Origin of the sequence: Flexivirga meconopsidis (genome assembly GCF_026162425.1) — a bacterium.
Lineage (GTDB): Bacteria > Actinomycetota > Actinomycetes > Actinomycetales > Dermatophilaceae > Flexivirga > Flexivirga meconopsidis.
On record NZ_JAOBQJ010000004.1, the window covers coordinates 456807 to 481973 of the forward strand.

A 25167-nucleotide genomic window follows, 5' to 3' on the forward strand; every position below is an offset into this window, starting at 1 on the left:
CGCACAAGCGTGCGCTGCTCTACCCTACCGACCCGTCCACAGCCCGGTCAAAGTCAGGCCGATCAGGAGGTATGACGCACGCATGGACAGCTTCGGGGTCGGTCGCCGCGGCGCCGGACGGGACGAGACCCGGTCGGCCAACCGCAGCTGGTGGGACGACGAGGCCGTCCCCTACTACGCCGAACACGGCGAGTTCCTCGGTGATTCCGACCTGGTGTGGGGACCGGAGGGACTGACCGAGGCGCAGCTTCGCCTGCTCGAGCCGCTCGCCGGCCGCGACGTGCTGGAGATCGGCGGCGGCGCCGCGCAGGGCGGCCGGTACGCACAGGGGCAGGGTGCCCGCGTGGTGGCGACCGATCTGTCCGCCGGGATGCTGCGGCAGGCCGCCGCCATCGACCGGGGCGCCCGCCGTCCGCTGCCGCTGGCCCAGTGCGACGCCATGGCACTGCCCTTCGCGGACGCGTCCTTCGACCTGGTCTTCACCGCATACGGCGCGATCCCGTTCGTCGCCGACAGCGCGGCCGTGATGGCGCAGGCCGCGCGGGTGCTGCGCCCGGGTGGGCGGCTCGTCTTCTCCACCACCCACCCGATCCGATGGGCCTTCCCGGACGTCCCGGGACCGGCCGGGCTGGTCGCCGACCGCTCCTACTTCGACCGCACGCCGTACGTCGAGCAGGACGACACCGGCCGTGCCACCTATGTCGAGCACCACCGCACGCTCGGCGACCGGGTGCGCGAGATCGCCGACGCCGGGCTGCTGTTGGTCGACCTGGTCGAGCCGGAATGGCCCGAGGCCAACACCGCCGAGTGGGGCGGCTGGTCACCCACCCGTGGCCGGATCATTCCCGGCACCGCGATCTTCGTCGCGGTCAAACCGCTCAGCGCTCGTGACGGGTGAGGATCTCGGTGGTCGCTTCGGGCGAGAGCACCGGCTCCGCGACACCGTGCGCACGGAACCAGTCGATCGTGCGCTGCAGGCCATCCTCGATGTCGACCTCCGGCTCCCAGCCGAGCAGCTCCCGGGCCAGGGTGGTGTCGGGGCGCCGCACCGTCGGGTCGTCGACCGGGCGCTCGATGTGGGTGACCGGCGACCCCGAATCGGCAAGCTTCACAATCCATCCCGCGAGATCGATCATCGCGATCTCGTGCGGGTTGCCGATGTTGACCGGGCCCGGATGGTCGGTCGCCGCCATCGCGAGGATGCCGGCGACCAGGTCGTCGACGTAGCAGATCGAGCGGGTCTGCAAGCCGTCGCCGGCGACGGTCACCGGCTCACCGGCCAGCGCCTGCCGCACGAAATTGGGAATGGCGCGACCGTCGTTGGGTCGCATCCGCGGCCCGAACGTGTTGAAGATCCGCACGATGCCGGTGTCGACGCCGCGGCTGCCGCGGTAGGCCAGGGTCAGCGCCTCGGCGTACCGCTTGGCCTCGTCGTACACCCCGCGCGGGCCGACCGGGTTGACGTGCCCCCAGTAGTCCTCGCGCTGCGGATGCACCTGCGGGTCCCCGTAGACCTCGGACGTCGAGGCGAGCACGAAGCGGGCACCCTTCTCCCGGGCGAGCTCCAGCGCATGTCCGGTGCCCACCGAACCCACCTGCAGGGTCTCGATCGGCATCCGAAGGTAGTCCACCGGCGACGCCGGGCTGGCGAAGTGCAGCACCAGGTCGACCGGACCGTCGATGCGCAGACCAGCGGTCAGGTCCTGCTCCAGCAGGGTGAAGCGACCGGAGTCGTGCAACTGCGCGACGTTCGCCGGGTTGCCGGTGCAGAAGTTGTCGACCGCGACGACCTCATCGCCCCGGGCGACGAGGGTCTGCGACAGGTGCGAGCCGAGGAAGCCCGCACCGCCGGTCACCACGACCCGCATGCGCGCCTAACCGTCGTCGCGGGCGGCGCGACGCGACGACCGGAGGCCGGTGTCCCCGCCCTGTGTCTCGTCGGGGTCGTAGGCGACGGTGTCGTCATACTCACCGTCGTCGTACTCCCCGGCGTAGTCGTCGTCGGCACCGTGCCGGCCCTGCGCCCGGTTGCGTCCGACCAGGGCTGCCAGAATCACGCCGCCGATCAGCAGCAGGATGCCCAGGATGCCGAGGATCCACGGCGCCAGCTTCAGCGCCTTGAGCTGCATCGCCTTGGTTTTGTAGTCGTCGACGTTCTTCTGCACGGTGGCGTCGTCGAAGATCGAATTGGTGGTCAGCACCTGCACCGACTTGTTGGACTTCGGATCGGTCAGCCACTGCTTCTGCGCCTCACCGACCTTGATGAAGGCGCCGGTCTGCGGCTCCACCCAGATGGTCCGGTCCACCGCGTAGGTCCAGTCGGCGTTCACCCCGGGGCTGTCCTGCGCCCCGCCGAACAGGAAGCCCGGAGCTTCCTTCTTCGGCGTGGAGACCAGGGTCTGCCGCGGCACCGAGCCCTCGAACCGGTAGACGGTCAGGCCCTTGATCTTGTCCGTGCCGGCGTACTTCATGTCCATCGGCTTCTGGATCGACGCGTCCCAGTAGGGGTAGGTCGAGTTCTTGTCCACGCTGAACGGGAACTTGACCGTGTATCCCTCGTGGTTGACCGGCTTGCCGTTCTGCGAGTCGTTGCAGCAGTTGAGTGTCTTGGCGGTGTGCCGGTCGACCGCGAAGTGCTCGGTGACCGCCTGCTGCGGAGTCTTGGTCTGCGGGATCGTGGAGAACTGGTTCTTGTTGAAGATGACCGCGTTCTTCCCGTAATCCTCGCTGGCCTTCTTGTCGACCACGGCGGTGATCTGCGTGGTCAGCGTGGTGCGCTGGAACTTCAGCGTGCCGGCGTCGAAAAGATAGGCGTTCTTGTCGACCGCAACCTGGCCGGTGTTCTGATCCATCGGGATCACGGCGAGCTTGTCGTAGGCGTAGAACTTCAGCAGTAACGCCATGGTCAGGAAGAACGCACCGAACCCGATGACTATCGCGGACTTCCGCACTGTGCCGAACCCTCCGGAGTGTGAACTGGAACTTACCGGACAGTAGCAGGAACCGTGCGACTTGTGTCACACCGAAGCATGCGTGCCGGAAACCAGTTCGGTCACGACCTCCAGCACCGACCGCTCCCGCCCCACCCGGTATGACGGCACGCCCGCCGCCGCCGCGGCCTGCAGATCGCTGGGCTGGTCCCCCACCAGCACGCAACGCGCCGGGTCCGCCCACCCGGCCCGGTCCAGCGCGCGCAGCAGCAGGCCGGGCCGCGGCTTGCGGCAGTCGCAACTGTCCGCCTGGTGCGGGCAGACCTGGATCGCATCCAGGTGCGCACCGGCGGCAGCCAGTTCCTCGACCAGCCGGCGGTGGACGGCGAGCAACTGCTCCCGTGACAGCTCCCCCGTCGCCATACCGCGCTGGTTGGTGACCAGCACGACGACGCACCCCGCCTCGTTGCAGCGCCGCACCGCGCCGGCCGCGCCCGGCAGCAGCACCAGCTCGGCCGGGTCGGCGATGTAGCCGGGCCGGTGCACGTTGAGCGTGCCGTCGCGGTCCAGGAAGACGATGTCGAAGGGTGCGCCGGCGGCCGGCCGCTCGATGGGCGTCGCCGCCTCGCCGAGCAGTTCGGCGTCGGTCATGCGTCCCGGCATACGACGTCCACGGCCTCGCACCAGGTGTGGGTCCACAGCATGTGCACCTCCTGAATGCGGGGTGTGTCGTCGCTCGGGACGACCAGCACATGGTCGGCGGCGCCTTCCAGGTCGGTCCCGCGGGCACCGGTGAGCGCGATCGTGCGCAGTCCGGTGTCGCGGGCGACCTGGAGCGCGCGCAGGATGTTCGGGCTGCGGCCGCTGGTGCTCATCGCGAGCAGCACGTCGCCGGGCCGGCCGAGCGCCGACACCCCACGGGCGAACGTCTCCTCGTAGCCGTAGTCGTTGCCGACCGCGGTGATCGAGCTGAGCGACTCGGCGAGGTTGACCGCGGGCAGGGGCGCCCGGTCGTGGATGCACTTGCCGATGAACTCGGCGGCGACGTGGCTGGCGATCGCGGCGCTGCCGCCGTTGCCGGCGACCAGCAGCGTGTGCCCCTCGACGAGCGAGTCCAGCAGTGCGGTGCCGGCCGCGTCGACCCGCGCGACGAGCCGGTCGTCGGTCAGCTCCTCGACCAGCTTCGCCCAGGAGGCCAGTCCCTGCTGATGCTGTATGGCGATCGCCGGCCCCCGCCGCTCCGGGCCGACGTCGTGCAGCGCGTGTCCGGTCGGCATCAGTGCTGTCCTCTCCAGGTGGTCACTCCGTGCTGGCTGAAGGTGATCTCCGACAGCGTCAGCCCGAGACGCAGCAACTCCTGTGCCACCAGATGCCGGCGCTCGAACTCGCAGACGAAGATCAGGTGGCCGCCGCCGCCCGCGCCAGTGACCTTGCCCCCGAGTGCGCCGGCATCGAGCGCGGTGGTGACTGCCTCGTCGATCAGCGGGGTGCTGATCCGGTCGGACATCTTGCGTTTCTGCGCCCACGCCTCGCCGAGCAGCTGGCCGAACCGGTCGACCTCGCCGCGCACGAGCGCGACCTTCATCCGCTCGGCGAGCACCTTCTGTGCGCGCAGCCCCTCAAGTGCGTCGCTGTTGCCGCCCTCGTAGCGGCTGCGCTGGTCTTCGATGATGTGGTCGCTGACCCTGGTGTTGCCGGTGAACGCCAGCAGCATGTTGTGCTCGAGCTCGTGGACGGTGTCGTCGCGCACCCGCAGCGGGTTGACGATGACCTCGTCGGGTTTGAACTCGATGTAGTTGAAGCCGCCGAAGGCCGCGGCGTACTGGTCCTGCGAGCCGCCGGGGATGCCGAGGTCCTCCCGCTCCAGCCGGTAGGCGAGCTCGGCGACGTCATACGGGGTGAGGTCGAGTCCGCAGTGCTGGGCGACCAGCCCGATCACCGACACCATCACCGCACTGGACGAGCCGAGGCCGGAGCCGGGCGGTGCCTGGGTGTGCAGGAACAGGTCGAACCCGCCGGAGGGTCGTGCGCCGTCGATGCCGCGAATCCGGTCGATCGCCGCCTTGGGTAGGTCGAGCTTGCCGTTGAACTCGACCGGCTCGTCGACGCCGAAACCGATCGAGACGCCGTAATCCAGCGACTGCACGGTGATCACGCCGTCGGCGCGGGGGCGCAGCGTGCTGAACGCGAAGCTGGAGATGGTCGCGGACAGCACCGCACCGCCCTCGCGTTGCGGGAACGGCGTGACGTCGGTGCCGCCGCCGGCGAACGAGATGCGCAACGGGGCGCGGGCGCGCAGCACCGGGCGGCTGCGGTCGACTGCGTCGCGGTCCGGCAGCAACCGGTCGTCGGTCGCGGTCATGTGGGTGGCCGTCCTCGTAGCGGATAACGTCGGGTGCGGCGCCGAACGTGGCGCTCGTCATACAAATCTACTGCAGAGTAGGCGTCGTGCATCGGTACCGGCTGATCGACGGGTTGCGCGCCCTTGCCGCGCTCCTGGTGCTGACCGCGCACGTCGCGTTCTGGACCGGGACCTCGAACCTCGACGTCGTCGGCGCCGTCCTCGCGCGCGGCGACGCGGGTGTCGCGATCTTCTTCGCGATCAGTGCCTTCCTGCTGCTCCGGCCGTGGCTGCGCGCCGCCGCGACCGGCGGGCCTCGCCCGGAGGTCGGGGTGTACGCCGTGCGCCGGGTGGCGCGCATCGCCCCGGCATACTGGCTGGCGTTCGTGGGGGTGCTGCTGATCGCGACGATCTGGCCGGCGACCGGCGGCATCGGCGGCGCGGCGAAGGTGCTGCAGAACGCCTTCCTGCTGCAGGCCTACACCGGCAACACCTACCAGGGCTTCAGCCAGACCTGGAGCCTGACCACCGAGGTCGCCTTCTACGTGCTGGTGCCGTGGCTGGGCGGCGCGCTCGGCCGCTCGGTGCGGCGGTCCAAGCGCGGCGCCTACACCTGGCTGGCGGCGATCGCGCTGGCCGGCGTAGCAGCCCAGGGCATCACGGCGGCGTGGACCGCGGCGAACCCGACCGCGCACGCGGGCGCCCTCGGGATGAGCGTCGTCGGCCATGCCGCCTGGTTCGCGGCCGGTGCCGCGGTCGCGGTCGCGCTGGAAACCGGGGATCTTGCGCGGTTGCAGGCGGTCGGGATCGGCACCTGGTGGAGCGCGGCGGCCGTGCTGCTGCTGTTCGCGGCAACCGGGGTCGCCGGTCCCTGGGATCTGCGCGCACCCTCGGTGCCGCAGGCACTCGCCAAGGAAGCGCTCTACGCGGCGATCGGCGGTTTGCTGGTGCTGGGCGCGGCCCGTGGACCGTCGGACGACCGCTGGCGGGCGGTCGCGGCGTCACCGGCGACCCGGTTCGCCGGTGACATCTCCTACGGCGTGTTCCTCTGGCATCTGCCGGTGATCCAGTTGATCTACGTCATCGGTGACCAACCGATCTTCACCGGCTCGTTCGCCGCGGTGGTGTTTGCGACGCTGATCTTCAGCGTGCTGATCGCGTGGGCGTCTGCGGCGTTGGTCGAGTTGCCGATCCTGCGCTGGGCGCACCGTTCGACGTCCCGTGCTCGACCAGACCGCGAGCCAGCGCGCCGAGCGTGACCGTGCCGAGCAGCTGACCGGCGATCGCGCCGGCCGATTTGGCGTCCACCACCCCGAAGAAGGCGAGCGACAGTCCCGCCAGCACCAACGCTCCCAAGGCCGTATGACGCAGCCACCGATGCGGCACGGCTGCCGCGGCGAGCCCCGCGAGCAGCCCGGCCGGGCCGGCGACCAGCCCGCCGAGTAGCACTGCGACCGCGCCACCGATGATTCTGGTCCAGCGGCCCGGTGCAGTGCTGGTCGAGCAGCCGGGAGCAGCGCTGGTCGAGTAGGCCGGAGCGCTAGCGGAGGCCGTATCGAGACCAGCACCAGCACCGGTCACCCGCCCGCGCCGGCGGCAAAGCCAGGCGGCCGCGAGGTAGGTTCCGAGCAGCGCGATGGCGGCCACCCCGCCGACCAGCAGTCCGGCGCGCTGCGGAGTGGTCGGGGTGAAGGTGAGCCGCACCTGCTCGGCCGCGCCCGCCGGCAGCCGGAAGCCCTGTCGCCAGCCGTCGACCTGCACTGGTTGGAGGGCACGCCCGGAGCTGTCGATGGCCTCCCAGCCGGCGTTGAAGCCTTCATTGAGCGCGACCACGCTCTCCGGGCCGGCGCTGACGGTGACCGTGCGACGGCCCGAATCCCCAGTGGCCGCAGTGACTTTCCGTGCACCGGCCTCGACTGCGGGCGGCGCGTGACCGAGCAGCGCCAGCTCGGGCTGCAGGCCCTTCGCACCCTTGACGGTGAGCGTGGTCTGTCCCGCAGCGGGAAGTGTGGCCGGTCCGCAGGCACGCGCCGGGATCAGTTGCCGTTGTTGCACTTGCTCGCGGGTTGCGCCCGCCTGCAACGGGATGCGGACGGTCTTGCCGCCCTGCTGGACGGTGATCGTCCCGGCCGCGCCGCACTCCCCCGACAGCGTCGCGCCGGCCGCTGGGCGCAGCCACACGGTGCTCGGCAGGTCGCCCGGCGCCGACAGGTCGACCCGTCGGGACAACGTCGCGCCGTCCTCGGTGTCATGGGTGAGCAGCAGGGCCTGACGACTGGGGTCGACCGGCTGCGGGATGTCGATCACCGAGCCGAGGTCGACACCGGGGATGTGCAGTTCCCGGATCCCCATCACCGGATCGTCGACACCGGACGGTGCGATCAGCCTGACCTCCAACGCGCCGCCGTCCGCGGCATCGACCGGCACGGTGACCTCGTCGCGGCCGTTCACCGGCACCGACCGGGTGCGGTCACCGACCTGCACCTGCACCTCGCGCGGCAACACCGCACCTTGCGCGGGCCCGGCCAACGAGATCTGCACCTGGGACACCCGCCGGCGGCCGAGGTCACCGCCGATGACGGCCGTCGTCTCGTGGTCGCCGGTCAGCCATGCGGTCTGCGGATCCCCGTCGACCGCGGCGTAGGCGCCGGCCTGCGGCCCGACGTAGGCGCGCGCGAACGGGTCTGCGCCCGAAGAGGATTCGTGCACCCCGCTCCAGCCGGTCCATACGCGCGCGGGCTGCACCGACGGGTCGGTCGCCGGCGGCAGGTCACGGGCGCCGATCCGGTCGGGCCGGTGATCGCCCCGGGTGAGCGTCGGGCTGTAGGCGCGCGCGGTCGGCACCCCGTTGTTGTAGGCCCGCCACCGCATCGTGTCGGTGACGACGTCCGGCCGCTCGTCGGCGGAGTCGAGTTGCAACCACTCGTCGGGTGCGAGCAGACCGGTCGCGGCAAGTGCGAAGCTCGCCTCGGGGCCACCGGCCACACGCAGCGGCTCGGCGGCGTACGACGTCGCGCGGGCGCCGGTTGCGGGCGTCACGTCATACACGGTGAGGGCGGAGGTGCCGGAGCCGTAGGTTGCCGAGACCCGGATGCCGGGCGAGCTGCGCAGCGTCTTTTCCACCTGTTGCCACGGCAGCGCCTGCACACTGGTCGCCAGATCGCGGCGCAGCACGAGGCGGCTGATCCCGAGCCGGGCGAGACCGTCGGCAAGGCTCGGTTGCGGCACGCCGGACGCCGCGAGCCGGTCGACGGTGTCGAGGATCCGGGTCGACGCCGGTATGCCGAGGGGCGCCGCCGCGCGGGTGACCACCGGGGAGGTGGCGAGCGCGGACAGCGGCTCGTCGGTGGTCGCACCCCAGGTGTAAGTGGAGGTGCGCGAGTTGGGCAGGAGCATCGTCGAGCCGCCGGATTCGGCTGCCGCTGCGTCGATTTCGTGCGCCACCTGGGTCCATTGCCGCGGCACAGCGGCGTAGGCGTCGATCGACCCGACCCGGCCCTGCCAGATCGGGGTGGCGGCGACCGCGACGAGCAGCGCGAGCGCGGCCGGCAGGAAGCGGTCGCGCATCCGCCGGGAGACGGTGACCCGTTGCAGGACCGCCGCGAAGCCGATCGCGAGCGGGAGTCGCAGCATCGGGTCGGCCTTGTGCACGTTGCGCAGGGGCGCCAGCGCACCGTCGAGCAGACCGCGCATGTCCGCCGACAGCGGGCTGCCGACCGAGCCGCCGTGCCCGAGCGCCATGAAGAGCGTCGCGCCGACCAGGCAGCCGAGCGTCCACCGGGCCAGGTGACCCCGCTGGCGCAGCAGCCCCCAGCCGCCGATGCCGGCGAGCACACAGGTCGCGAGGATCGCGGTGATCGACTGAGCCAGCACCCAACCGCCTTGCCAGACAGGGTGATCCGCGCTGTCCAGGATGTAGGCGATCCAGTCGTTGGCGCCGCGCAGCACGTTGGGCACCGAGGTGACCGCGGTGGTGATCGACGCGGTCTCGATGTAGTCCAGGAAGGGGTAGGCGTAGCGGCCGAGCACCAGCAGCGGAAGCAGCCACCAGAGTGCTCCGAGCAGCACCGCGGGCAGCCACCAGAGCAGCCGCCGCCGGCCGACCGGGTCGGTGACCAGGTAGGCGAACGGCAGCGCGAGCACGATCCCCGAGGCGGTTGCGTTGACGCCGCCGAGCGCTGCGGTCAGCGCTCCGGCGAGCGCCGCCTGACGGATCAGCACCGCGCGCGGCAGGTCGCGCTCGGTCAGCGGCAGCACCGCCAGCACCAGCCACGGCGCGACCGCCATCGGCCACGCCTCCACCGAGATGACCGGCAGCACAGTGAGCATCCGCGGTGACAGCGCGTATGCCGCGGCCGCCACCAGCGCCGGCAGCGGCCCGGCCACGCCGAGGCGCCGGATCAGCCGGCCGGTCCCGGCAAACGCGACGACCAGCAGCAGCGTCCACCAGATGCGCTGGGTCGCCCAGGCCGGTATCGCAAGCGATCGGGCGATCCCGAACACCGGGCCCATCGGGAACAGGTAGCCGTACGCCTGGTTCTGCAATTCGCCGAGGCCGGCGTGGGTGTTCCAGGCGTCCAGCGCGCGCCCGAGGTAGCGCCACGGCGAGATCGTCAGGTCGATCTTGGTGTCGGGTTCGGTGCGCCCGGGCGAGACGAGCCACGGCAGCAGACCGATCGCGATCGCCGCGAGCCCCCACTGCACCCACTGCACCCGGTGTATGACGGTGCGTTCGTCCGTCATCGGCGGCGCAGGATCAGCAGCAGGTTCCAGGTGACGATCTCCCGCAGGCCGGGCACGCGCAGGATGTGCCGGGCCGCGTCCGGCAGGTAGCGCGGTCGGGCGACCAGCACCTCGACGTCCGGCTGCCCGGCGGCCCAGCGCAGACCCTGCGCGATGCTGACCCGGAAGAGGGTGCGGTCGATGGTGTTCTTCGGCGGGTGGCCGTGCCGCCGCTCGTAGCGTCGGGCGGCGCGCTGTCCGCCGAGCCAGTGCCACGGCGACGTCTCGTGGCCGCCCCAGGGCGAGAGCCAGTTGGTGTAGGACAAGAACACCAGCCCGCCGGGCCGCACCACGCGCACCATCTCGTCGGCCGCGTGCTCTGGGCGGCGGACGTGCTCCCAGAGGTTGGAGCTGAACACCAGGTCGACGCTCGCGTCCGCGAACGGCAGCGCCTCGGCGGTGCCGACGACTCCCCCGTCGCGCACCGACGACACGGTGCGGTCGTGGTCGATCGGCACGTAACGCACTCCGGCGGAACGGAATTCGTGTGCGAACTCGGCGGGTCCGGCACCGACGTCGAGCATCGTCGCGCCCGTGAGGTCGGTCCACTCGCCGAGCAACTCGCGGGAGTCCCGGGCCAGCGCTTGGTAGAACACCTCAGGCTGCGTCTGCTCGAGGGTGAAGGCGCGAAAGAGCCGCACCGAGCGTCCGATGCCACGATCCATCAGGCGGGCTTCCGGGCGGTCAGGTGCAGGGTCGGGCGCAGCGCGGGCCGGGCGGCGCGGGCGGCCAGCACGATCGGGGCGCTCGTCATACCGGCGAGAAGGACGGGTCGTTCGCCGAGCACGCCGTGCGGTCGCGGGCGGGGCCGCAGCATCCGGGTCAGGCTGCCGACGTCGGTGGTCAGGCTGTCGAGGGCCGGACGGGTGACGCGCACATCGACCAACCCTACGGAGGTCGCGGCTCGGCGCAGGCTCTCGGCGGTGAAGAAGCGCACGTGTGTCGGGTCCTCGAGCATCCACCACGCCTGCCCGTAGAGCCGGAGCCCGTCACTGTCTCCGGCCGGGGTGAGGAACTGCGCCGTGCCGCCGGGCTCGAGCAGGTCGGCGGCCACCTGCAGGGTGCGCAGCGGATCGGTGACGTGTTCCAGCACGTGGATGCCGTAGACCAGCTCCGCCGACACGCGGCCGGTGTCGACCTGTTCGACGCCGGCCGGGTGCAGATCGCCGCGGCGGCGCACCTCCGGGTCGACCGCAAGCTCGAGCTGGTCGGGGTCGGCCCCCGCGACGGTGGCGCCCGCGTCCAGAAACCGGCGCAACATGCTGCCGGTGCCGTAGCCGATCTCGAAGACCGACCGGGGCGGCGGGTCCGAGCGCAGCAGCCGGTAGGTGAGCGCAAGCCGCCACCGGTCCAGGGTCGGTTCGCCACCGTAGGCGTGATCCCGGTGGTCGGCCGGTGCCGTCACGAGGTCCCGGACCAGGTGACCGCAGATCGAGCACCCGGCCAGCGTGCCGCCGCCACGCAGCGGGACCGGCGTCGTCATACCGCCGCAGATCTCGCACCTCGCGACACTCATTGTGACCTGGGTTACCTTCCAGTAGGAATCGGCGATACTCTAACCGCCGACCGGAGGAGATTAAGACCTTGTGTGCTGACCGCCCAGGCCAGGAGCACCCGATGCGGGTGCTCTACCTATCGTGGCGCGATCGAGACAACCCCGAAGCCGGCGGCGCCGAGACCTTCACCGAGCGCACCGCCGAAGTGCTGACCGAGCTCGGGGACCAGGTCACCATCTTCACCGCCCGCTTCCCCGGCGCGCGCGCAGCCGACCGGCACGGTCGCGTCGACATCGTCCGGCGCGGTGGCCGCTTCACCTGCTACCCACTCGGTCTGCTGTATGCCGCCCGGCACCGGCGTGACTTCGACATCGTGCTCGACGTGCAGAACGGCGTGCCGTTCTGGGCGCCGCTGCTGGCCCGGCTCCCGGTCGTCAACATCACCCACCACGTGCACCGCGACCAGTGGAGCGTGATCTTCGGACCACGCCTGGCGAGGTTCGGCTGGTTCCTGGAGTCCCGGGTCGCGCCGCTGGTCTACCGCAACTCCCGCTACGTCACCGTGTCCCAGGCCAGCCGCGACGACCTGGTGGAGTTGGGCGTCGACGCCGACCGGATCGACATCGTCTACTCCGGCAACGACCGGCCCGCCGAACTCGACGAGTCACCGATGCACGACCGCAGCCAGACCCCGGTGCTAACCGTCCTCGGCCGGCTGGTGCCGCACAAGCAGGTCGAGATCGCGATCGACATCGTCGCTGCGCTGCTGCCCGAGCATCCCGAGTTGCGGCTCGACGTCGTCGGTGCCGGTTACTGGCACGAGTCGCTCGTGCGTTATGCACAGCAGCGCGGCGTCGCCGAGCAGATCGACTTCCACGGCTTCGTCGACGACGACACCAAGCATCGGCTGCTCGGCCGGTCCTGGCTGCTGCTCATGCCGTCGCACAAGGAGGGCTGGGGCCTGACGATCGTCGAGGCAGGTCTGCACGAGACGCCGGCCGTCGCATTCGCGCACGCCGGTGGCCCCACCGAGTCGATCCTGCACGGCGAGACCGGTCTGCTCGCGCACGATCCGCGCGAGATGGCCGAGCAGGTGGGTGTGTTGTTGCGGGACGCACCGCTGCGCACCGCGCTCGGTCAGGCGGCTCGACGGCACGCGCTCAGCTTCGACTGGGAGCGCAGCGGCCGGGCACTCGCGGCAACCTTGCACTCGGTGCTCGGTCACGCCCCGCGCCCGGAGCAGCCGGCCGGACGCCCGCGCCGGCTCCGGTCGGTCCACGAGATCGCCGCCGACCACCGGGAGGGCAGCCGCGGCGCGGCCTGACACCTTCCGCCCCGCCGGCTAGGTCGCGGGGCGGTATGACGAAAGGCGGCCGCCTCTTCGGGCGGCCGCCTTCGCGTGGCGTGAAGCTGATCGTCAGTCGATCACTGCTGGTTGTAGTCGATGTTCTGCGAGAACTTCTGCGGCTGGGTGATCGAACCCTGCTGGGCGATCAGACCGAAGATCGCCACTGCCGCGAGCAGCGCACCGACAATCGCGCCACCGACGTTGAACGCGACCTTCTTGTTTCCCTCGCCCATCGACCTGACCTCTCTCGTCTGACGTTAGGACCCAATATAGCGGGAAGTTACCCGCGAGTCAGTCTTCTGGAACCAGACACACCCAGACTATCAAGGATGGCGCGGGCCGCAACGATCACGACGGCGGCGGCGGCCAGCAGCCACCCGGCGTAACGGTCGAGGCCGCGCGCGTCCTGCGCTCCCGGGCGCACCGTGCCGAGGTCGTAGAGCCGCAGGCTGCCGTCGTCGGCGATCTGCCGGACTCCGTTCAGGTCCGGCATCCCGGCCCGGGCCGGCTGATCGGTCTGCACCAGCACGTAGCGGACGCCGCCCGCGCGCAACACCTGCGGCACGTCGCCCCGCTCGGCCAGGGCTCGGCTCACCGCGGCAGCATCGGGGTCCTCCCCCGGCACGTCGCGACCGCCCGCGAGCGGCAGGCTGTCGTTGACCAGCACCCGGCGGTCGAGCAGCCGTTGCCACGGGTCGAGCACGACCAGGTCGTGGTCCCACGGATAGCGCCGGTAGAGATTCCACGGGAACACCGCGACATCGCCCGGCGGCAGGGCGTCGATGCGTTCCTGCATGGAGATGTATGACGCGGGATAGCTCACCGCGCGCCACTTGCCCCCGGCGCCCCACGCCAGCCCGGTCAGGGTGATCAGCGGCCAGAGCGCGACGATCGCCGCCACGCCGAGCGCCATCGCACGGCCGCTGCCGGCTCGCTCGCCGATCTCGCGGACCCGCTCGACCAGGCGCCCGGCCAGCACCGCGACCAGGACGACCCACAGCCCGACGAACTTCTGCGCGTCCCGCAGCAGCCCGCCGCCCGGCAGGCTGGTCACCGCGGCTGTCATCACGTCGCGCAGTCCGGGGACGGCACTGGCCGCGGCGAGCAGCAGCCCGGCCAGCCCGGCGATTGCGAGGCCGGTGAGGGCGGGACCGAGCCGCCATACTCGGTCCCGGACGGCGAGCACGACGCAGGTGACCACCACCAGCAATGCCAGTCCGGAGGTGACCACTGAGTCGCGGCCGGCAAACCACACCCCGGAGTTCCAGATGCCGCCGCCGGTCAGCAGGGAGCCGACGACGCCCCACGGGGTGTCCGCGCGGGACATGAACGCCTCGACCCCGATGCTGCTGCTGTCCTGGGACGGGGCGAGCACCAGGTAGGCGTACCACCAGGTCGCGCCCGCCAGCAGGAAGATCAGCAGTGCCCAGCCGAGATCGCGCAGCCGTCGCCGCGCCGGCTGGGCCGGGCCCGGCACTGCGAGGACGCAGAGCACGACGATCAGCCCGAGCACCGCCCCGGTCGAGCCGGTGCACGCCGACAGCAGCAGCCAGACGCCGAGCCGGGTCCGCGCCCGCGGCCTCCCGTCCCGGCAGGCCGCCGCCGCGGCGGCCAGGAATGGCAGGCAGGCATAGCCGAGCAGGTAACCCCAGTGCCCGATCGCCAGCCGCTCGGCGACATACGGGTTCCAGGCCGCGACCAGCGCACCCGACGCGGCACCGAGACGGGTCCTGGACAGTGCCCCGACGCCAGCGCCCACAACGACGAAAACCGCCATCAACAGGAGCTTTTGGGCCAGCCACCCGGGCATCAGCTGCGAGAGCAGCGCCGCGACGAAGTCGTTGGGTACGGCGCGCGGCACCGAGCCGTCGACACCGAGCGTGCGGTCACCGAGTGGCAGCTTCGGCACGAACACCAGGTCGTAGAACAGCAGGTAGCCGGGACGCAGCCCCGGACCGAGCGCGAGCAGCCCGCACGCCAGGCCCGTCAAGGCGCCGATCGATCGCCGGCCGAGGCGCACTCCTGCCCGGGCCGGCCTCATCATCGCGCGGTGTGGGTCTCGATGTCGGCGAACGCCTCACCCATGCGCGCGCACTGGGTGGCCAGGTCGTGGTCGGCCACCATTCGGTTGCGGTTCGCGACGCCGGCCTGGAGCCGGCGGTCGGCGTCGGTGAGGAAGGCCAGCAACCCGTCGGCGAGTGCCTCGACCGAATCGTCCAGGAGCAGGTTCGGCGGGTGCACCGCCTCGTCGTTGGTGCCGCACCGCGTGGTGACCACCGGCAACCCGCAGGCCTGGGCCTCCAGGTAGGCCAGGCCCAGCTGTTCGGTCCACTTCCAGGTCGGCCGGGGTGCGGTGCAGAACACGGCGGCGTTGCGCAGCAGGTCGGCCACGCCGTGCGCGTCGAGTTGTCCGGCCAGGCTGACGCCCGCGGTCGGGTCGGCGGCGGCCGCGGCGACCCGATCGCGCAACGGGCCGTTGCCGGCCACGACCAGCCGTGCCTCGGGCAGCTGCCGGCGCACCAGCTTCATGGCGTCCAGCACCCGGTCGATGCCCTTGTTCGGAGCGAGCGGCGACACGAACGCCACCGTCGGGGTCCCCGGCGGGTGATCGGCCGGCGCGAAGATCGAGGTGTCGACGCCGGGCTTGACCACACGAATCTTGTGATCGGGAAAACCGTTGTCCAGCAGGTGTTCTCGTGCCGCGTCGACCATGCACAGGAAGAGGTCGGCGCCGCGCGACGCCGTGACCGCACGGTTGTAGGGCGGCACCTTGTAGAGCGGCTGGTCGGGCAGGTTCTCCCAGGTGATCACCGCCTGCAGCGGCCGCCGGCCCCGACGCCACTTGCTCGCCTGCCCCGTGACCAGTGAGCAGATTTCGAGCGTCGTCACCCAGTCGTATGCCGCAGGCTCCTGCTCGTCGAGCCCGTTGACCCAGGCGAGCGCGCCGGCCTCGATGAAACGCTTCACCGGGCGCCGATAGGTGCTCGGCACCCAGGTGATGTCACCGACCGGCTCCTGCGCGGCCAGCGCGGTGACCGATGTGCCGGGCATCCGGCTCATCCAGTAGAGCTCGCGGCGCGGACGCTGATCGGGCAGCGAGACCCAGAGCAGCCGGCGGGAGTTCATCGGGCCGCCTTCGCCCGGTCCCGGCGACCGCGCCGGGCGCCGAGCGCGTAGCCAACGACTTCGAGGCTGCGCAGCACCACCATGCCGCCGGCGTGTGCCGGATCGGCGGCAAGACGCCGCCAGTTGGCTGCATACGCCTTCAGCACCGCCCGGCCCTGCTTGCCGACGGCTCCGTCGTGCTGACCGGCGAACGCGGGGATGCTGCGGCCGTAGTAGTAGCGCTTGCTCAGCACGTCGCCGACGGTGAGCTTGCCCTCGTCATGATCGACGATGATCGGCGCCAGCTCGATCCGCCGGCCCTCCGAGCGCATCCGCAGCCGCAGGTCGGCGTCCTCGGGGCCGGACATCGCCAGGTGGAAGCCGCCGTCGCCGAGCAGGTAGTCGCGGCGTACCAGCCGCGGGTTGTGCAGCCAGGGCTGGTCGAGGTAGCACTCGCGTTCCAGCGCCCGGCACGCGGTCCAGAACCCGCTGCCGATAGTGCGTTCCGGCAGCGCGACGCCCGTGGCCCCGGTCCGCAGCGCGGTGTCGACGGCGATCTCGACGCTGCGCGGCGGGAGCACCATGTCGCTGTCCAGCCAGAGCACCCACACCCCGTCGGCGAGCTCGATGCCGAGATTGCGCTGGGCCGAACGCTCCGGACCACCGGTCACCGTCTCATCGGCGAACTTGCTTGCTATTGAAGGCGTTTCGTCGGTGCTGTGGTTGTCCACGACGATGAGCTCGAGCTGTGGGTAGGTCTGGGCGCGCACCGAGCTCAGACACTCGGCGATGGTGCGTTCGTTGTTGCGGGTGGGCACGACGACCGTCACCAGCGGCATGTCACTCACGGTCGTCATCCTCCTGGTCAACGCCGTCCGGTATGACGTGCGGGGTCGCGCGCTCGCGCAGCGCGCCGGACAAGCCGATCACCAGTCCGGCGCCGGCCAGGTAGTGCGGCAGGAGGCTCTTGGTCACGCCGTCGGCGCTGATCTGGCCGCGCAGGTCGCCGAGCGCGATCAGGTAGACCGCCATCGCCGCCAGCAGCAGCACCGCGCCGGCGACCTGCAACCACCAGGACGGCACCGGCCGCCGCCGGAGCAGCACCACGACGGCGACACCGGCGACCAGCCCCGCCCAGCCGACGAAGAAGCCGCCGAGCAGCACCAGCGCGACCTCGACCGCCGGGCGCGGCAGCCGTCGCAGCCGGCGGAGCACCCCGGCCCGGCCGGTCGCCTCGGCGGGCATGTCTCCGTCCTCGGCGCGCACGTCGTCGTCCTCGGCGAGATCGCCGGCCGGTTCCAGCTCGTCCGGCTCCGGGTCGGGCGCAGGGTCCGCGCCACCCCACTTGCGCCGGAAGAACGGGAACACCGCGAGCGCAACCGCGCCCAGCACGACCACGATGCTCACGCCGAGCGCAACATTGGCGACCAGCTGCGGGGTGTAGCGGATGTCGATGGTGTACGTGCCGGCCTTCGGCAGCGCCCAGCCCGCCGAGTAGCCGTCGACCAACTGCGCCGGCCCGAGGTCCTTGCCGTTGGCGGTCGCTCGCCAGCCGTCGGCGAGACTCTGACCGAGCACGACCGTCGCCGGCCCGCTGGTGGTCACGGTGAGTTTCTTGCGCGTGGACGAGTCGTCCTCGATGGTCGTCGCGGGTTGCTTCGGTGTGGTTGCGGTTCCGCCGGATCCATCGCCGAGGCCGAGAGAGTCGAGGGTGAAGCCGTCGACCGGCTCGATTCTGTGCTGGCCCTTGGACAGCTCGACATCGCCGCAGCCGACCCATTCCCCACCCTGGGTGCTCTCGCCCTGCAACTGTGCGGCGGGGCGCATCCGCAGCGGATTGCCGTCTACGGTCGCCACCTGCACGCACCGCGGGTCGTCCGCGCCGGCCTGGTCGATCGGGCCCGCAGACTTCGCCGGGCGCATCGTCAGACCGGTGTCGATCGTGGGGAACTTCGGCGGGATGCCGTCCTGCTTGCCATCGGTGCTGTCGATGGTCATCCGCACCGTGCTGCCGCGCAGCGGCTTGCCGTCGACCTCGGGCATCGCGATGTCGGTCGTGCCGTCGCGGTCGAGCGTGCCGGTGGCGACGTTCTTGCCGTCGACCGAGATCGTCACGCGGCGGGCGTAGGCGTTGTCCGTGCCGTTCGGGTCGCCGTTGGCGGGCCGCTGGGTGATCCGCACCGAGCTGATCTCGCGCTCCGGGCCGCCGATCTGCCACCAGGCATCGGCGAGGTTGCTGCCCGGCTGCCAGGCGGTCGCGCCGTCGGCGTCGGCAGCGGCGGAGGCCCGCACGTCCGGGTTGCTGAAGTAGAACCCGGAGGACCGCGCGCTCAGCGTCGAGGGGTAGCCGGCGAGCTGGTCGTAGACCGCGTCGTACGACCCGCTGACACGGACCGCGGCCTTGGCCTCGAAGGTGCGGTCGTCGGGCAGGCTGATCACGCGTCGGAGCGCGGTCTCGGCGTCGTCGCTGGTCGAGGAACTGCCCTGTTGCCGGGTCAGCAGCACCTGCATCGGCGTGCGGTCGAACTCCGCGCGCTGGGCCGGGGTCAGCTTCGCGTAGAGCGCGTCGTAGGTCAGCGGGGTGCGGGCGGCCCGCTGGGCGAGTTGCCCGGGCATCTGGATGTCGCTGATCCCGACCAGGTTGTAGCCGCTGCCGCGGGTCGAATCAACGGTAACCGTAACGGTTTTGGCTGACACGCCACCGAGGTCGAAGGAGGCGTATCCGAGGTCGGGCAGGCGCTTGGTGACGGCCTTGCCACCTGCTCGCACGGTCACCTTGTCGATCTTGGAGGTGCCGATGTCGGCCTGCTGGATGCGGATGGTGTCCAGCTTCTGCGCCGAGGGCTGGGTGATCGTCAGTCGATTGCCGGCGGCGCGCTCGAAGTCGCCGAAGAGCCACGCGGTGGCCGGGTCACCGTCAAGGGCGTTCTCCGGCACGGCATACGGCAGGTCGAAGAAGGCTCCGCCTTGCGCGGTGGCGCTCACCAGTGCCCCGCTGCGCTGCAGCACGGTCTGGTCGGCCGGGTTGTCCCCGAGCGTTCGGGTCAGACCGAGCGGCTGGTCGGCAGACAGCAGCGGACCCTGGTTGTTGGCGAGGCGATTGGTGATCGCGTTGCGCCTGGCGTTGGTGTCGGTGAGCACGAGGGTGTGGTCCCGACCGAGTGAGGTGGCCAGCTGCCCCGGCGACAGGTCCTGGGCGTAGCGGAACGACGGGGTGTCCTTGAGCAGTCCGCCGGCGACCATGGCCGGCACCGACCAGCCGTCGCCGGCGACGACGAGGGAGTTGTCGGTGGGCTCGACGCGCAGCGAGGTGCGCGGGTCGTTGACGGCATACTGCTGGAGCGGCGGCAAGAGTTGCTCACCGGCGGCAATCGCGTCGGTGTTGTTCGCGAAGACGAACTCGCCCTCATAACCGAAGTTGCGCACCCCGGTCAGGCCCTTGTCCTGGTCGGTCAGGCCGGCCAGCTGCGCCGGGCGCAGACCACCGGAGTCCTCCCAGACGGTGTCGTGGCGCATCAGCACGGTGTCGGCGCCGAGGTATCGCGCGTAGGTCGACATCGTGCCGGGCGGCACCACGGCGTTCTGCACCGAGCCGTCCAGCGACTGCAGGAAGTTGCCACCGGGCGCGGACGCGTTGGGGGTCGTCTCGGGGATCACCACCTGCCGGCTGAACAACGAGTTCGCCACGTCGTCCGGGCGGTCGACGGTCCACCGGTAGGTGGGTCGGGTCTGGCCGGGCAGGAAGAGCACGGCGGCGTTCGGGTCGCCCTTGTCGATCGAGGCGGCGGCGTTCTTCCAGTACGCCGGAATGTCCATCGGCGAGGTGTAGAGCCGATTGGTGAGCGCGGGCAGGGTCCAGGCGAACAGCAGCAGCGCGACCAGCGCTCCGGCGATCGGGCCCACCCCGTCACGGCGTAGCAGCCGGGGCGCGACCGCGACCACGCCGGCGGCGATCGCGACCGCGAAGCCGAGCGCGAGCACCGCACCCACCTTGTTCGTCGTGCGGAAGGCGCCCATCGCCGGCAGCTCGAGGAACCACTTGTAGACGTAGCCGAACGGCGAGGCCGGGTGCTGCGAGGACGGGAACACCCCGACCATCAGCACCGCCGCGAGGGCAACGCTGAGCGCGGCGAAGATCCGGGCCGCACCGCGCAGCCAGTGCATCGACAGCAGCGCCAGCGCCGGCCAGAGAATGGTCAGCACCATCACCACCGGACTGGTCAGGTAGACCGCGTCCTGCGGCACCCACGCGCCGTGGTTGTCCTGCCCGTAGAGCGACCACAGGCCGAGCCCGCGCAGCACTTCGGGGTATGACGAAACCTTCGCGATGCCGGTGAGCGTCTCGGACTCACCGACGATCTGATTGCCGGTCGAGATCGCGCCCGCGCCCGGCACCAGCCAGTAGATCGAGACCCCGACCACGAAGAGCGCGCAGCGGCCGAGCACCGCCAGCAGATGCCGCCACGGGGTGCGCCATACCCGCACCGCGGCCACGCAGAGCGGCAGCAGCGCGAGCAGCCCGAAGAGCGGCACGATCGCGACGTTCATCCCGCTCATCGCGAAGAAGGTCAGCCCGAAGACCGCCGGCCAGGTCCAGTTGGCCGGGCTCCACCAACGGCCGGTCGCCGGCCGCTGCACGGCCCGCACGAAAGCGAGCAGATTCCACGGCAGCAGCGCCATCGGCAGCGCGATCGCCAGTGTGGTGCCGGCCTGGATCGTGTAGGGGTTGGCCAGGATGAGCACGCCCGCGGCCAGCCCGCCCCACTTGCCCGCCTTCGGCACCAGGCGGCGGGTGAAGCGCGCCGTACCCCACGCGGTCGCCAGCCACAGCGCGAAGTGGAAGATCTTGAAGGTCCACTCCGGGGACAGCCCGATGCCGCGCAACGCCGCCGTCACCAGCAGCACCGGCACCAGACCGACGTTGAAGTTGGGCGAGCCGAGGTATGGCGACGACGTCCACGCCGCGAGGTACTGGCCGATCATCCGCCCCGGCGCCAGATAGACCTCCGGCTTGATGTCGGTGTGGAACGAACCGAGTCCGTTGAGACCGACGATCAGGGCCAACAGGACGGTCAACCCGGCAACCGTCAGGCGGTAGGCCGTGAAGCGCAAAACGTTCGGCTCCCAAACGATGGTCGGCGGCGGGCGGGCGGTGGGCTGAGCCACAAAGTGACGATCAATATAACTGCTGAGTAACCTGAGTCACGTCATGGCTCACCCAACGAGAGCCCAACCCGTCGAACGTCAGGCCCCGTCCACTCGTGTCCGATCGCCCCCGCCGCAGACCTGCCGTGCCCAAGACGGCACTCGGCGTCCTGCTCGGTGTCGCGATGGGCATGTCCAACGTGCTCGGCTACCTGGTCGTCATGCTGCTCTCCCGCCCGCTCGGGCCGGCCGAGTTCGGCGGTTACACGGCCTTGTCGACGTATGGCGTGTTGCTCTCGATCCCGGCCGGTGTCTTCCAGGTGGTGGTCGCACGCCGACTGTCCGGACACGACGGGCGGGCTGGGGCAGCGTCCGCCGCGACCTCCGGGATCGGGCCGGCACTGCTCGTCGGCGCTGGCTGCTTCGTGGTCACCGCCGCGATCTCACCGCTGCTGAGTCGGCTGTTCCATCTGCCGTCGCCGGTGGCGCCGGTGCTGCTCGGGGCGATGCTCGTGCCGATGATGGTGACCGGCTGTTTCCAGGGGATGCTGCTGGGGCGGCACCGGCTGCGCGCGCTCTCCGCGCTCTACCTGGTCACCGCGATCACCCGTGTAGCGGCCGCAATCGTCTGTGCGGCAAGCGGTTTCGGCGTCACCCAGGTGTTTGCCGCGATGCTGACCGCCGGGGTCGTGTCGGCGCTCTTCGGCGCGTGGCTGTGCCGCGTCGACCTGCGCTCACTCCCCCGCACCGGGCACGACCTGGCCGCCGAGATGATCCGGTCGAACAGCACGCTCGCGGCATACATCGCCCTGACGAACGTCGACGTGCTCTTCGCCCGGCACTTCCTCAGCCCGCACGATTCCGGCGGATACGCGCTCGCCTCGACGTTCGGCCGGGCGGTCTGCTGGGGCACCCAGTTCGTGGCGCTGCTGGTCGTGCCGCGGATGCAACGGCACGGGGCGACGCGGGCCCTGCTGCGGGCGAGCGCGGTGGTGTTCGGCATCGGCGTCGTCGGGCTCGGCGTCGTCGCGATCTCACCCACCGGGTGGATCACCATCGCCGGCGGCGCCGATTACCGCGAGTTCGGCGGGCTCGCCCTGCTCTGCGTGTTGCTCGGCATCGCGTGGGCGGTCGCGCAGGTCTGGCTGTTCAGCGAGATGAGCACGAACACCGGCGCGCTCGGTGCGCTCACCTGGGCCGTCATCGTGGCCGAGTGCGTGGCCCTGGCGCTGTGGTGGCACGACTCCCCCGCGCAGATCGCGATCGTCTGCCTGATCGGGGCGCTGGTGATCGCGCTCGGCGGGTTGCTGCGGGTCACCTTGCAGCACCGCACCCGGATCGAGTTGACCGAGGAGTCGGCGGTCGCCGTCGCCGACCGGGCCTGACCGGTCGATCCGCACGGGCAGCACCGCGACGGTCAGGCGACCCAGACCGTCGTCACCGTGTCCGGGGCGCCGTGAAACTTCACCTGCCCCAACCTGATGCCGCCGGGCGGTGGCTTGCCCGCCGATTTGCCGTCGACGGTGTCGATCAGCACGATCCGGACCGCCGACTTCGGCGCCCGGTCACGCTGCCGGAAGTCGGTGTCCTCGGGCTTGGGCCATGCGGTAAGCGCATAGGTCGGGAAGCCGGCTGCGGGCAGTTGGTAGGCCATCGACTGGGTGAGGCTGGCGAACGGCAGGAACCCCGCGCCGTCGACTCGCACCGGTGTGCCGGCCGGGACGTGCCCGCGCAGGTAGCCCACCACCATGGCGCCGACGTCCCGCGCGTGGTCGGAGTCGTCCCACTTGTACGAACCGAGCCCGATCGACCCGACGAGCACGCTCGCCGCGACAAGCGCAGCCGCGAGCGCCGCGGGCAGGTCATCGGCGCGTAGCCACCCGACGCGGTGCAGCAGCGCCAGCAGGTGCGGCCAGGCCGCCAGCAACAGCACCGACCAGCCGAACGCGACGATGGCGAGCAGCGCGACGAACCAATAGGTGGGCACGAAACCGTCCCTGATGTTCCACGTCGAGAAGAAGAACGCCGCGGCCGCAAACACCCAGAGGGCGCAGCCGCAGCCCACCAGGCTGAGCCTGGCGGGCCGCTTCGCGCGCAGGTCGGCGACGACCGGGAGCACCTCGCGCACCAACACCGCGACGACGGCGAGCGCGAACACCGCACCCAGCGCCAGCGATGCCGTGGTCGGCGACGGCATCGCCACCGCCCGCGCGAATGCGTAGACCCCGGGGATCGGCATCAGCCCGCTGAGCACCGCCCCGCTGATGTCGAGCTTGCCGATGTGCGCCCCGCCGCCGCTCGTGGCGTATGACGCTAGTTGTTCCAGGTTGTTCGGGTCGTGCTGCCACAGCTCGACCAGGCTGGGCAACCACACCAGCACCAGGACACCGGTTGCGACGGCCCCACCGATCACGCTGCCGCGGAAGCGACTGGACTCGATGCCCGAGCGCAACCGCACCGCACCGATCACCAGTAACACCAGGCTGATTGCGGCCACCAGCACCACGTTGGCCAGATTGGCCTGGGCGACGAACGAAGCGGCCACGACATACAGCCACGCGGGGATGCGCCGCCTCGCCAGCAGGCCCCACGCACTGAGCAGCATCAACAGGACCGGGAAGGCTGCCGGGTAGGGGTTGAGCGGGCGCACGATGCCGTCGATGCCGAGCAGCGCCTGCGTGCAGACGATCGTGCCGGTGACGATCACCAGCAACGGGGTCCCGCCGATGCGGTGTGCCACCCACAGGCAGGCGAGCGCCGAGGCCGCCACGATCGCGAGGGTGCCGAGCAGGATGCCGGCCGGGTTCTGCCCGACCAGCACGTTGAAGGGCGCCATCAGGTAGAACTGCATCGGTCCTGGTTGATGGGCGGCGAGCGACGGGTCGTTGACGCCGGTCGTGGAGCGCATGCCCATCGTCGGCGGGTGCGCGGTGAAGACGTCGTGCACCTTGGCGGCCAGCAGGCCCTCGTCCCCCTGCGGGGTCCAGCCTCCGGCGACCAGCCGGACATAGGCGATCAACATGGGCGCCAGCACCGCAGCCACACATGCCGCGCGTGTCAGCCGCAGCTTACGTGCGGCAGCGCCCTCGATCCTCGTGCTCACACATCCCCCGGGTCAGCCATGAAATCAGTCTCCATTGATCGCGCGCGATCGGCCCATCACGACGCCGGCGACCTTCCCCGCCACGCCCGGGAAACGGCTGCCGACCGCCCAGGCCGCGCTGTTGAGATGCTTTTGCAGAGTGGTCTGGTAGACCCGCAGCGCCTCGTCGGCCTTGCTGAGGCCCCGCTTGCCCCCGGTACGACGAAAGACCAGCGCGTGCAGCCCGTTGGCCCACCGCGGGTCGTCGGCGTGCGCGGCGTCCCAGGTGGCCGCGATCTGCCAGCCGGGGTGCCTGCGCAGGAACATCCGGTGGGCCCGCTGCACGACCGGCCAGGTGGCGTCGTCGACCAGCACCAGCGCCTCGTCGGCGAGCAACGGCTCGGCGACCGCGAGCGCCAGGTAGTGCGCCAGCACGGTGTGCTCGCCGTCGTAGAAGTAGACGCCGACCGGCTTGTCGACCATCCCCTGCTGTGCCATCAGCTTGAAGCAATCACCTTCCAGCAGCTGCACTTTCGCCCCGCCGGCGCGGGTGCGCAGGTTGGCCTCGAGCTCGGCTCGCGCCTCCTGCCCCGCCATACCGAATTCGAGGAAGTTCTCCATCGCGTAGAAGCTCTTGTCGGCGTTGTCCTGCGTGGCGCCGACCAGCGACCGGCCCTTGAAGGTGCCGACCTCCAGGTATGCCTCGTCGTCGGGCAGCAGCGAGGCGGCGAGGTTGAGCACCGCCAGCTCGTTGGGGCTGGTGAACCCGGTGACCTCGTCCGCGATCCGCGCCCAGCGCGGGTCGGTCGGGTCGGTGTCCTGCGGGTCTCCTGGGAAGACCGTGCCGAGGGCGTCGAAGAAGCGCGAGGTCTGCATGGGCGCACAGAGTAACGGCGATCACACAGGAAGTTACTCACCGGTCAGGTCGCGTCGCGGAA

General features: G+C 70.9%; 19 protein-coding genes. 4 read left to right on the forward strand and 15 right to left on the reverse strand.

The window, feature by feature from the left end:
• The first annotated feature begins 82 nt into the window (after positions 1-82).
• Positions 83-898, forward strand: coding sequence for a class I SAM-dependent methyltransferase (locus tag N2M23_RS15720; RefSeq protein WP_265446743.1), 816 nt, complete (start codon positions 83-85; stop codon positions 896-898).
• Here N2M23_RS15720 and N2M23_RS15725 read toward each other — a convergent pair.
• From N2M23_RS15725 to N2M23_RS15745, 5 genes are all read right to left on the reverse strand, one after another.
• Entirely contained in the window at positions 879-1868 is a 990-nt protein-coding gene (locus N2M23_RS15725; RefSeq protein ID WP_265446745.1) for a UDP-glucuronic acid decarboxylase family protein, read from the reverse strand. The two genes, N2M23_RS15720 and N2M23_RS15725, sit on opposite strands and share 20 nt — an antisense overlap.
• Before the next feature lie 6 nt (positions 1869-1874).
• Positions 1875-2951, reverse strand: a complete 1077-nt coding sequence (gene pgfA / locus N2M23_RS15730) for a cell envelope lipid trafficking protein PgfA (RefSeq protein WP_265446746.1) — start codon at positions 2949-2951, stop codon at positions 1875-1877.
• A gap of 66 nt (positions 2952-3017) precedes the next feature.
• A complete protein-coding gene (locus N2M23_RS15735; protein WP_265446747.1) occupies positions 3018-3581 on the reverse strand; it encodes a D-glycero-alpha-D-manno-heptose-1,7-bisphosphate 7-phosphatase in 564 nt (187 codons plus the stop codon).
• Positions 3578-4207, reverse strand: a complete 630-nt coding sequence (locus N2M23_RS15740) for a D-sedoheptulose-7-phosphate isomerase (protein WP_265446749.1) — start codon at positions 4205-4207, stop codon at positions 3578-3580. Before N2M23_RS15740 ends, N2M23_RS15735 begins: the two co-directional genes overlap by 4 nt.
• Positions 4207-5292, reverse strand: coding sequence for a GHMP family kinase ATP-binding protein (locus N2M23_RS15745; RefSeq protein WP_265446751.1), 1086 nt, complete (start codon positions 5290-5292; stop codon positions 4207-4209). The genes N2M23_RS15740 and N2M23_RS15745 overlap by 1 nt, the downstream gene beginning before the upstream one ends.
• A gap of 86 nt (positions 5293-5378) precedes the next feature.
• Between N2M23_RS15745 and N2M23_RS15750 the strand changes: the two genes are divergently transcribed.
• Positions 5379-6530 carry an acyltransferase family protein gene (locus N2M23_RS15750; protein ID WP_265446753.1) on the forward strand — a complete coding sequence of 384 codons (1152 nt, stop codon included), beginning with the start codon at positions 5379-5381 and terminating at the stop codon, positions 6528-6530.
• Here the strand turns inward: N2M23_RS15750 and N2M23_RS15755 are convergent.
• The 3 genes from N2M23_RS15755 to N2M23_RS15765 are packed head-to-tail and all read right to left on the reverse strand — an operon-like array spanning position 6415 to position 11569.
• Positions 6415-10014, reverse strand: a complete 3600-nt coding sequence (locus tag N2M23_RS15755) for an alpha-(1->3)-arabinofuranosyltransferase domain-containing protein (protein WP_265446754.1) — start codon at positions 10012-10014, stop codon at positions 6415-6417. The genes N2M23_RS15750 and N2M23_RS15755 overlap by 116 nt on opposite strands.
• On the reverse strand, positions 10011-10718 hold the full coding sequence (locus tag N2M23_RS15760; RefSeq protein WP_265446756.1) for a class I SAM-dependent methyltransferase: 708 nt from the start codon (positions 10716-10718) through the stop codon (positions 10011-10013). The genes N2M23_RS15755 and N2M23_RS15760 overlap by 4 nt, the downstream gene beginning before the upstream one ends.
• Positions 10718-11569 (reverse strand): class I SAM-dependent methyltransferase, encoded by an 852-nt coding sequence (locus N2M23_RS15765; protein WP_265446758.1) that lies wholly within the window; start codon positions 11567-11569, stop codon positions 10718-10720. The genes N2M23_RS15760 and N2M23_RS15765 overlap by 1 nt, the downstream gene beginning before the upstream one ends.
• A gap of 101 nt (positions 11570-11670) precedes the next feature.
• On the opposite strand from N2M23_RS15765, the gene N2M23_RS15770 reads away from it, so the two are divergent.
• On the forward strand, positions 11671-12873 hold the full coding sequence (locus tag N2M23_RS15770; protein WP_265446760.1) for a glycosyltransferase family 4 protein: 1203 nt from the start codon (positions 11671-11673) through the stop codon (positions 12871-12873).
• A 101-nt stretch (positions 12874-12974) separates the two neighbouring features.
• Here N2M23_RS15770 and N2M23_RS15775 read toward each other — a convergent pair whose 3' ends face one another.
• The 5 genes from N2M23_RS15775 to N2M23_RS15795 are packed head-to-tail and all read right to left on the reverse strand — an operon-like array spanning position 12975 to position 21168.
• On the reverse strand, positions 12975-13130 hold the full coding sequence (locus N2M23_RS15775; protein ID WP_265446761.1) for a hypothetical protein: 156 nt from the start codon (positions 13128-13130) through the stop codon (positions 12975-12977).
• 47 nt (positions 13131-13177) lie between these two features.
• Positions 13178-14887, reverse strand: coding sequence for an MmpA family trehalose lipid delivery protein (locus N2M23_RS15780; RefSeq protein ID WP_265446762.1), 1710 nt, complete (start codon positions 14885-14887; stop codon positions 13178-13180).
• 50 nt (positions 14888-14937) lie between these two features.
• The gene (locus tag N2M23_RS15785; protein ID WP_265446764.1) at positions 14938-16023 is read right to left on the reverse strand and encodes a glycosyltransferase family 4 protein; all 1086 of its coding nucleotides are present in this window, start codon (positions 16021-16023) and stop codon (positions 14938-14940) included.
• The gene (locus N2M23_RS15790) at positions 16020-16841 is read right to left on the reverse strand and encodes a glycosyltransferase family 2 protein (RefSeq protein ID WP_265446994.1); all 822 of its coding nucleotides are present in this window, start codon (positions 16839-16841) and stop codon (positions 16020-16022) included. The genes N2M23_RS15785 and N2M23_RS15790 overlap by 4 nt, the downstream gene beginning before the upstream one ends.
• 1 nt (position 16842) lies before the next feature.
• Complete coding sequence (locus tag N2M23_RS15795) at positions 16843-21168, reverse strand: alpha-(1->3)-arabinofuranosyltransferase domain-containing protein (protein ID WP_265446766.1); 4326 nt, start codon at positions 21166-21168, stop codon at positions 16843-16845.
• Positions 21169-21293: 125 nt separating this feature from the next.
• On the opposite strand from N2M23_RS15795, the gene N2M23_RS15800 reads away from it, so the two are divergent.
• Positions 21294-22532: an oligosaccharide flippase family protein gene (locus tag N2M23_RS15800; RefSeq protein WP_265446768.1), complete on the forward strand. Its 1239-nt coding sequence runs from the start codon at positions 21294-21296 to the stop codon at positions 22530-22532.
• A 32-nt stretch (positions 22533-22564) separates the two neighbouring features.
• Here the strand turns inward: N2M23_RS15800 and N2M23_RS15805 are convergent, their stop codons facing one another.
• Both N2M23_RS15805 and N2M23_RS15810 read right to left on the reverse strand, forming a co-directional pair.
• Positions 22565-24250 (reverse strand): hypothetical protein, encoded by a 1686-nt coding sequence (locus tag N2M23_RS15805; protein ID WP_265446769.1) that lies wholly within the window; start codon positions 24248-24250, stop codon positions 22565-22567.
• A 24-nt stretch (positions 24251-24274) separates the two neighbouring features.
• The gene (locus N2M23_RS15810) at positions 24275-25105 is read right to left on the reverse strand and encodes a class I SAM-dependent methyltransferase (RefSeq protein ID WP_265446771.1); all 831 of its coding nucleotides are present in this window, start codon (positions 25103-25105) and stop codon (positions 24275-24277) included.
• Positions 25106-25167 lie beyond the last annotated feature (62 nt).

Bases quoted from the DNA above. Each gene is read 5' to 3' on its own strand.
- N2M23_RS15720 (WP_265446743.1), top strand. From the start codon at position 83: ATGGACAGCTTCGGGGTCGGTCGCCGCGGCGCCGGACGGGACGAGACC.
- N2M23_RS15725 (WP_265446745.1), bottom strand. From the start codon at position 1,868: ATGCGGGTCGTGGTGACCGGCGGTGCGGGCTTCCTCGGCTCGCACCTG.
- N2M23_RS15735 (WP_265446747.1), bottom strand. From the start codon at position 3,581: ATGACCGACGCCGAACTGCTCGGCGAGGCGGCGACGCCCATCGAGCGG.
- N2M23_RS15740 (WP_265446749.1), bottom strand. From the start codon at position 4,207: ATGCCGACCGGACACGCGCTGCACGACGTCGGCCCGGAGCGGCGGGGG.
- N2M23_RS15745 (WP_265446751.1), bottom strand. From the start codon at position 5,292: ATGACCGCGACCGACGACCGGTTGCTGCCGGACCGCGACGCAGTCGAC.
- N2M23_RS15755 (WP_265446754.1), bottom strand. From the start codon at position 10,014: ATGACGGACGAACGCACCGTCATACACCGGGTGCAGTGGGTGCAGTGG.
- N2M23_RS15760 (WP_265446756.1), bottom strand. From the start codon at position 10,718: ATGGATCGTGGCATCGGACGCTCGGTGCGGCTCTTTCGCGCCTTCACC.
- N2M23_RS15765 (WP_265446758.1), bottom strand. From the start codon at position 11,569: ATGAGTGTCGCGAGGTGCGAGATCTGCGGCGGTATGACGACGCCGGTC.
- N2M23_RS15770 (WP_265446760.1), top strand. From the start codon at position 11,671: ATGCGGGTGCTCTACCTATCGTGGCGCGATCGAGACAACCCCGAAGCC.
- N2M23_RS15775 (WP_265446761.1), bottom strand. From the start codon at position 13,130: ATGGGCGAGGGAAACAAGAAGGTCGCGTTCAACGTCGGTGGCGCGATT.
- N2M23_RS15785 (WP_265446764.1), bottom strand. From the start codon at position 16,023: ATGAACTCCCGCCGGCTGCTCTGGGTCTCGCTGCCCGATCAGCGTCCG.
- N2M23_RS15790 (WP_265446994.1), bottom strand. From the start codon at position 16,841: ATGCCGCTGGTGACGGTCGTCGTGCCCACCCGCAACAACGAACGCACC.
- N2M23_RS15810 (WP_265446771.1), bottom strand. From the start codon at position 25,105: ATGCAGACCTCGCGCTTCTTCGACGCCCTCGGCACGGTCTTCCCAGGA.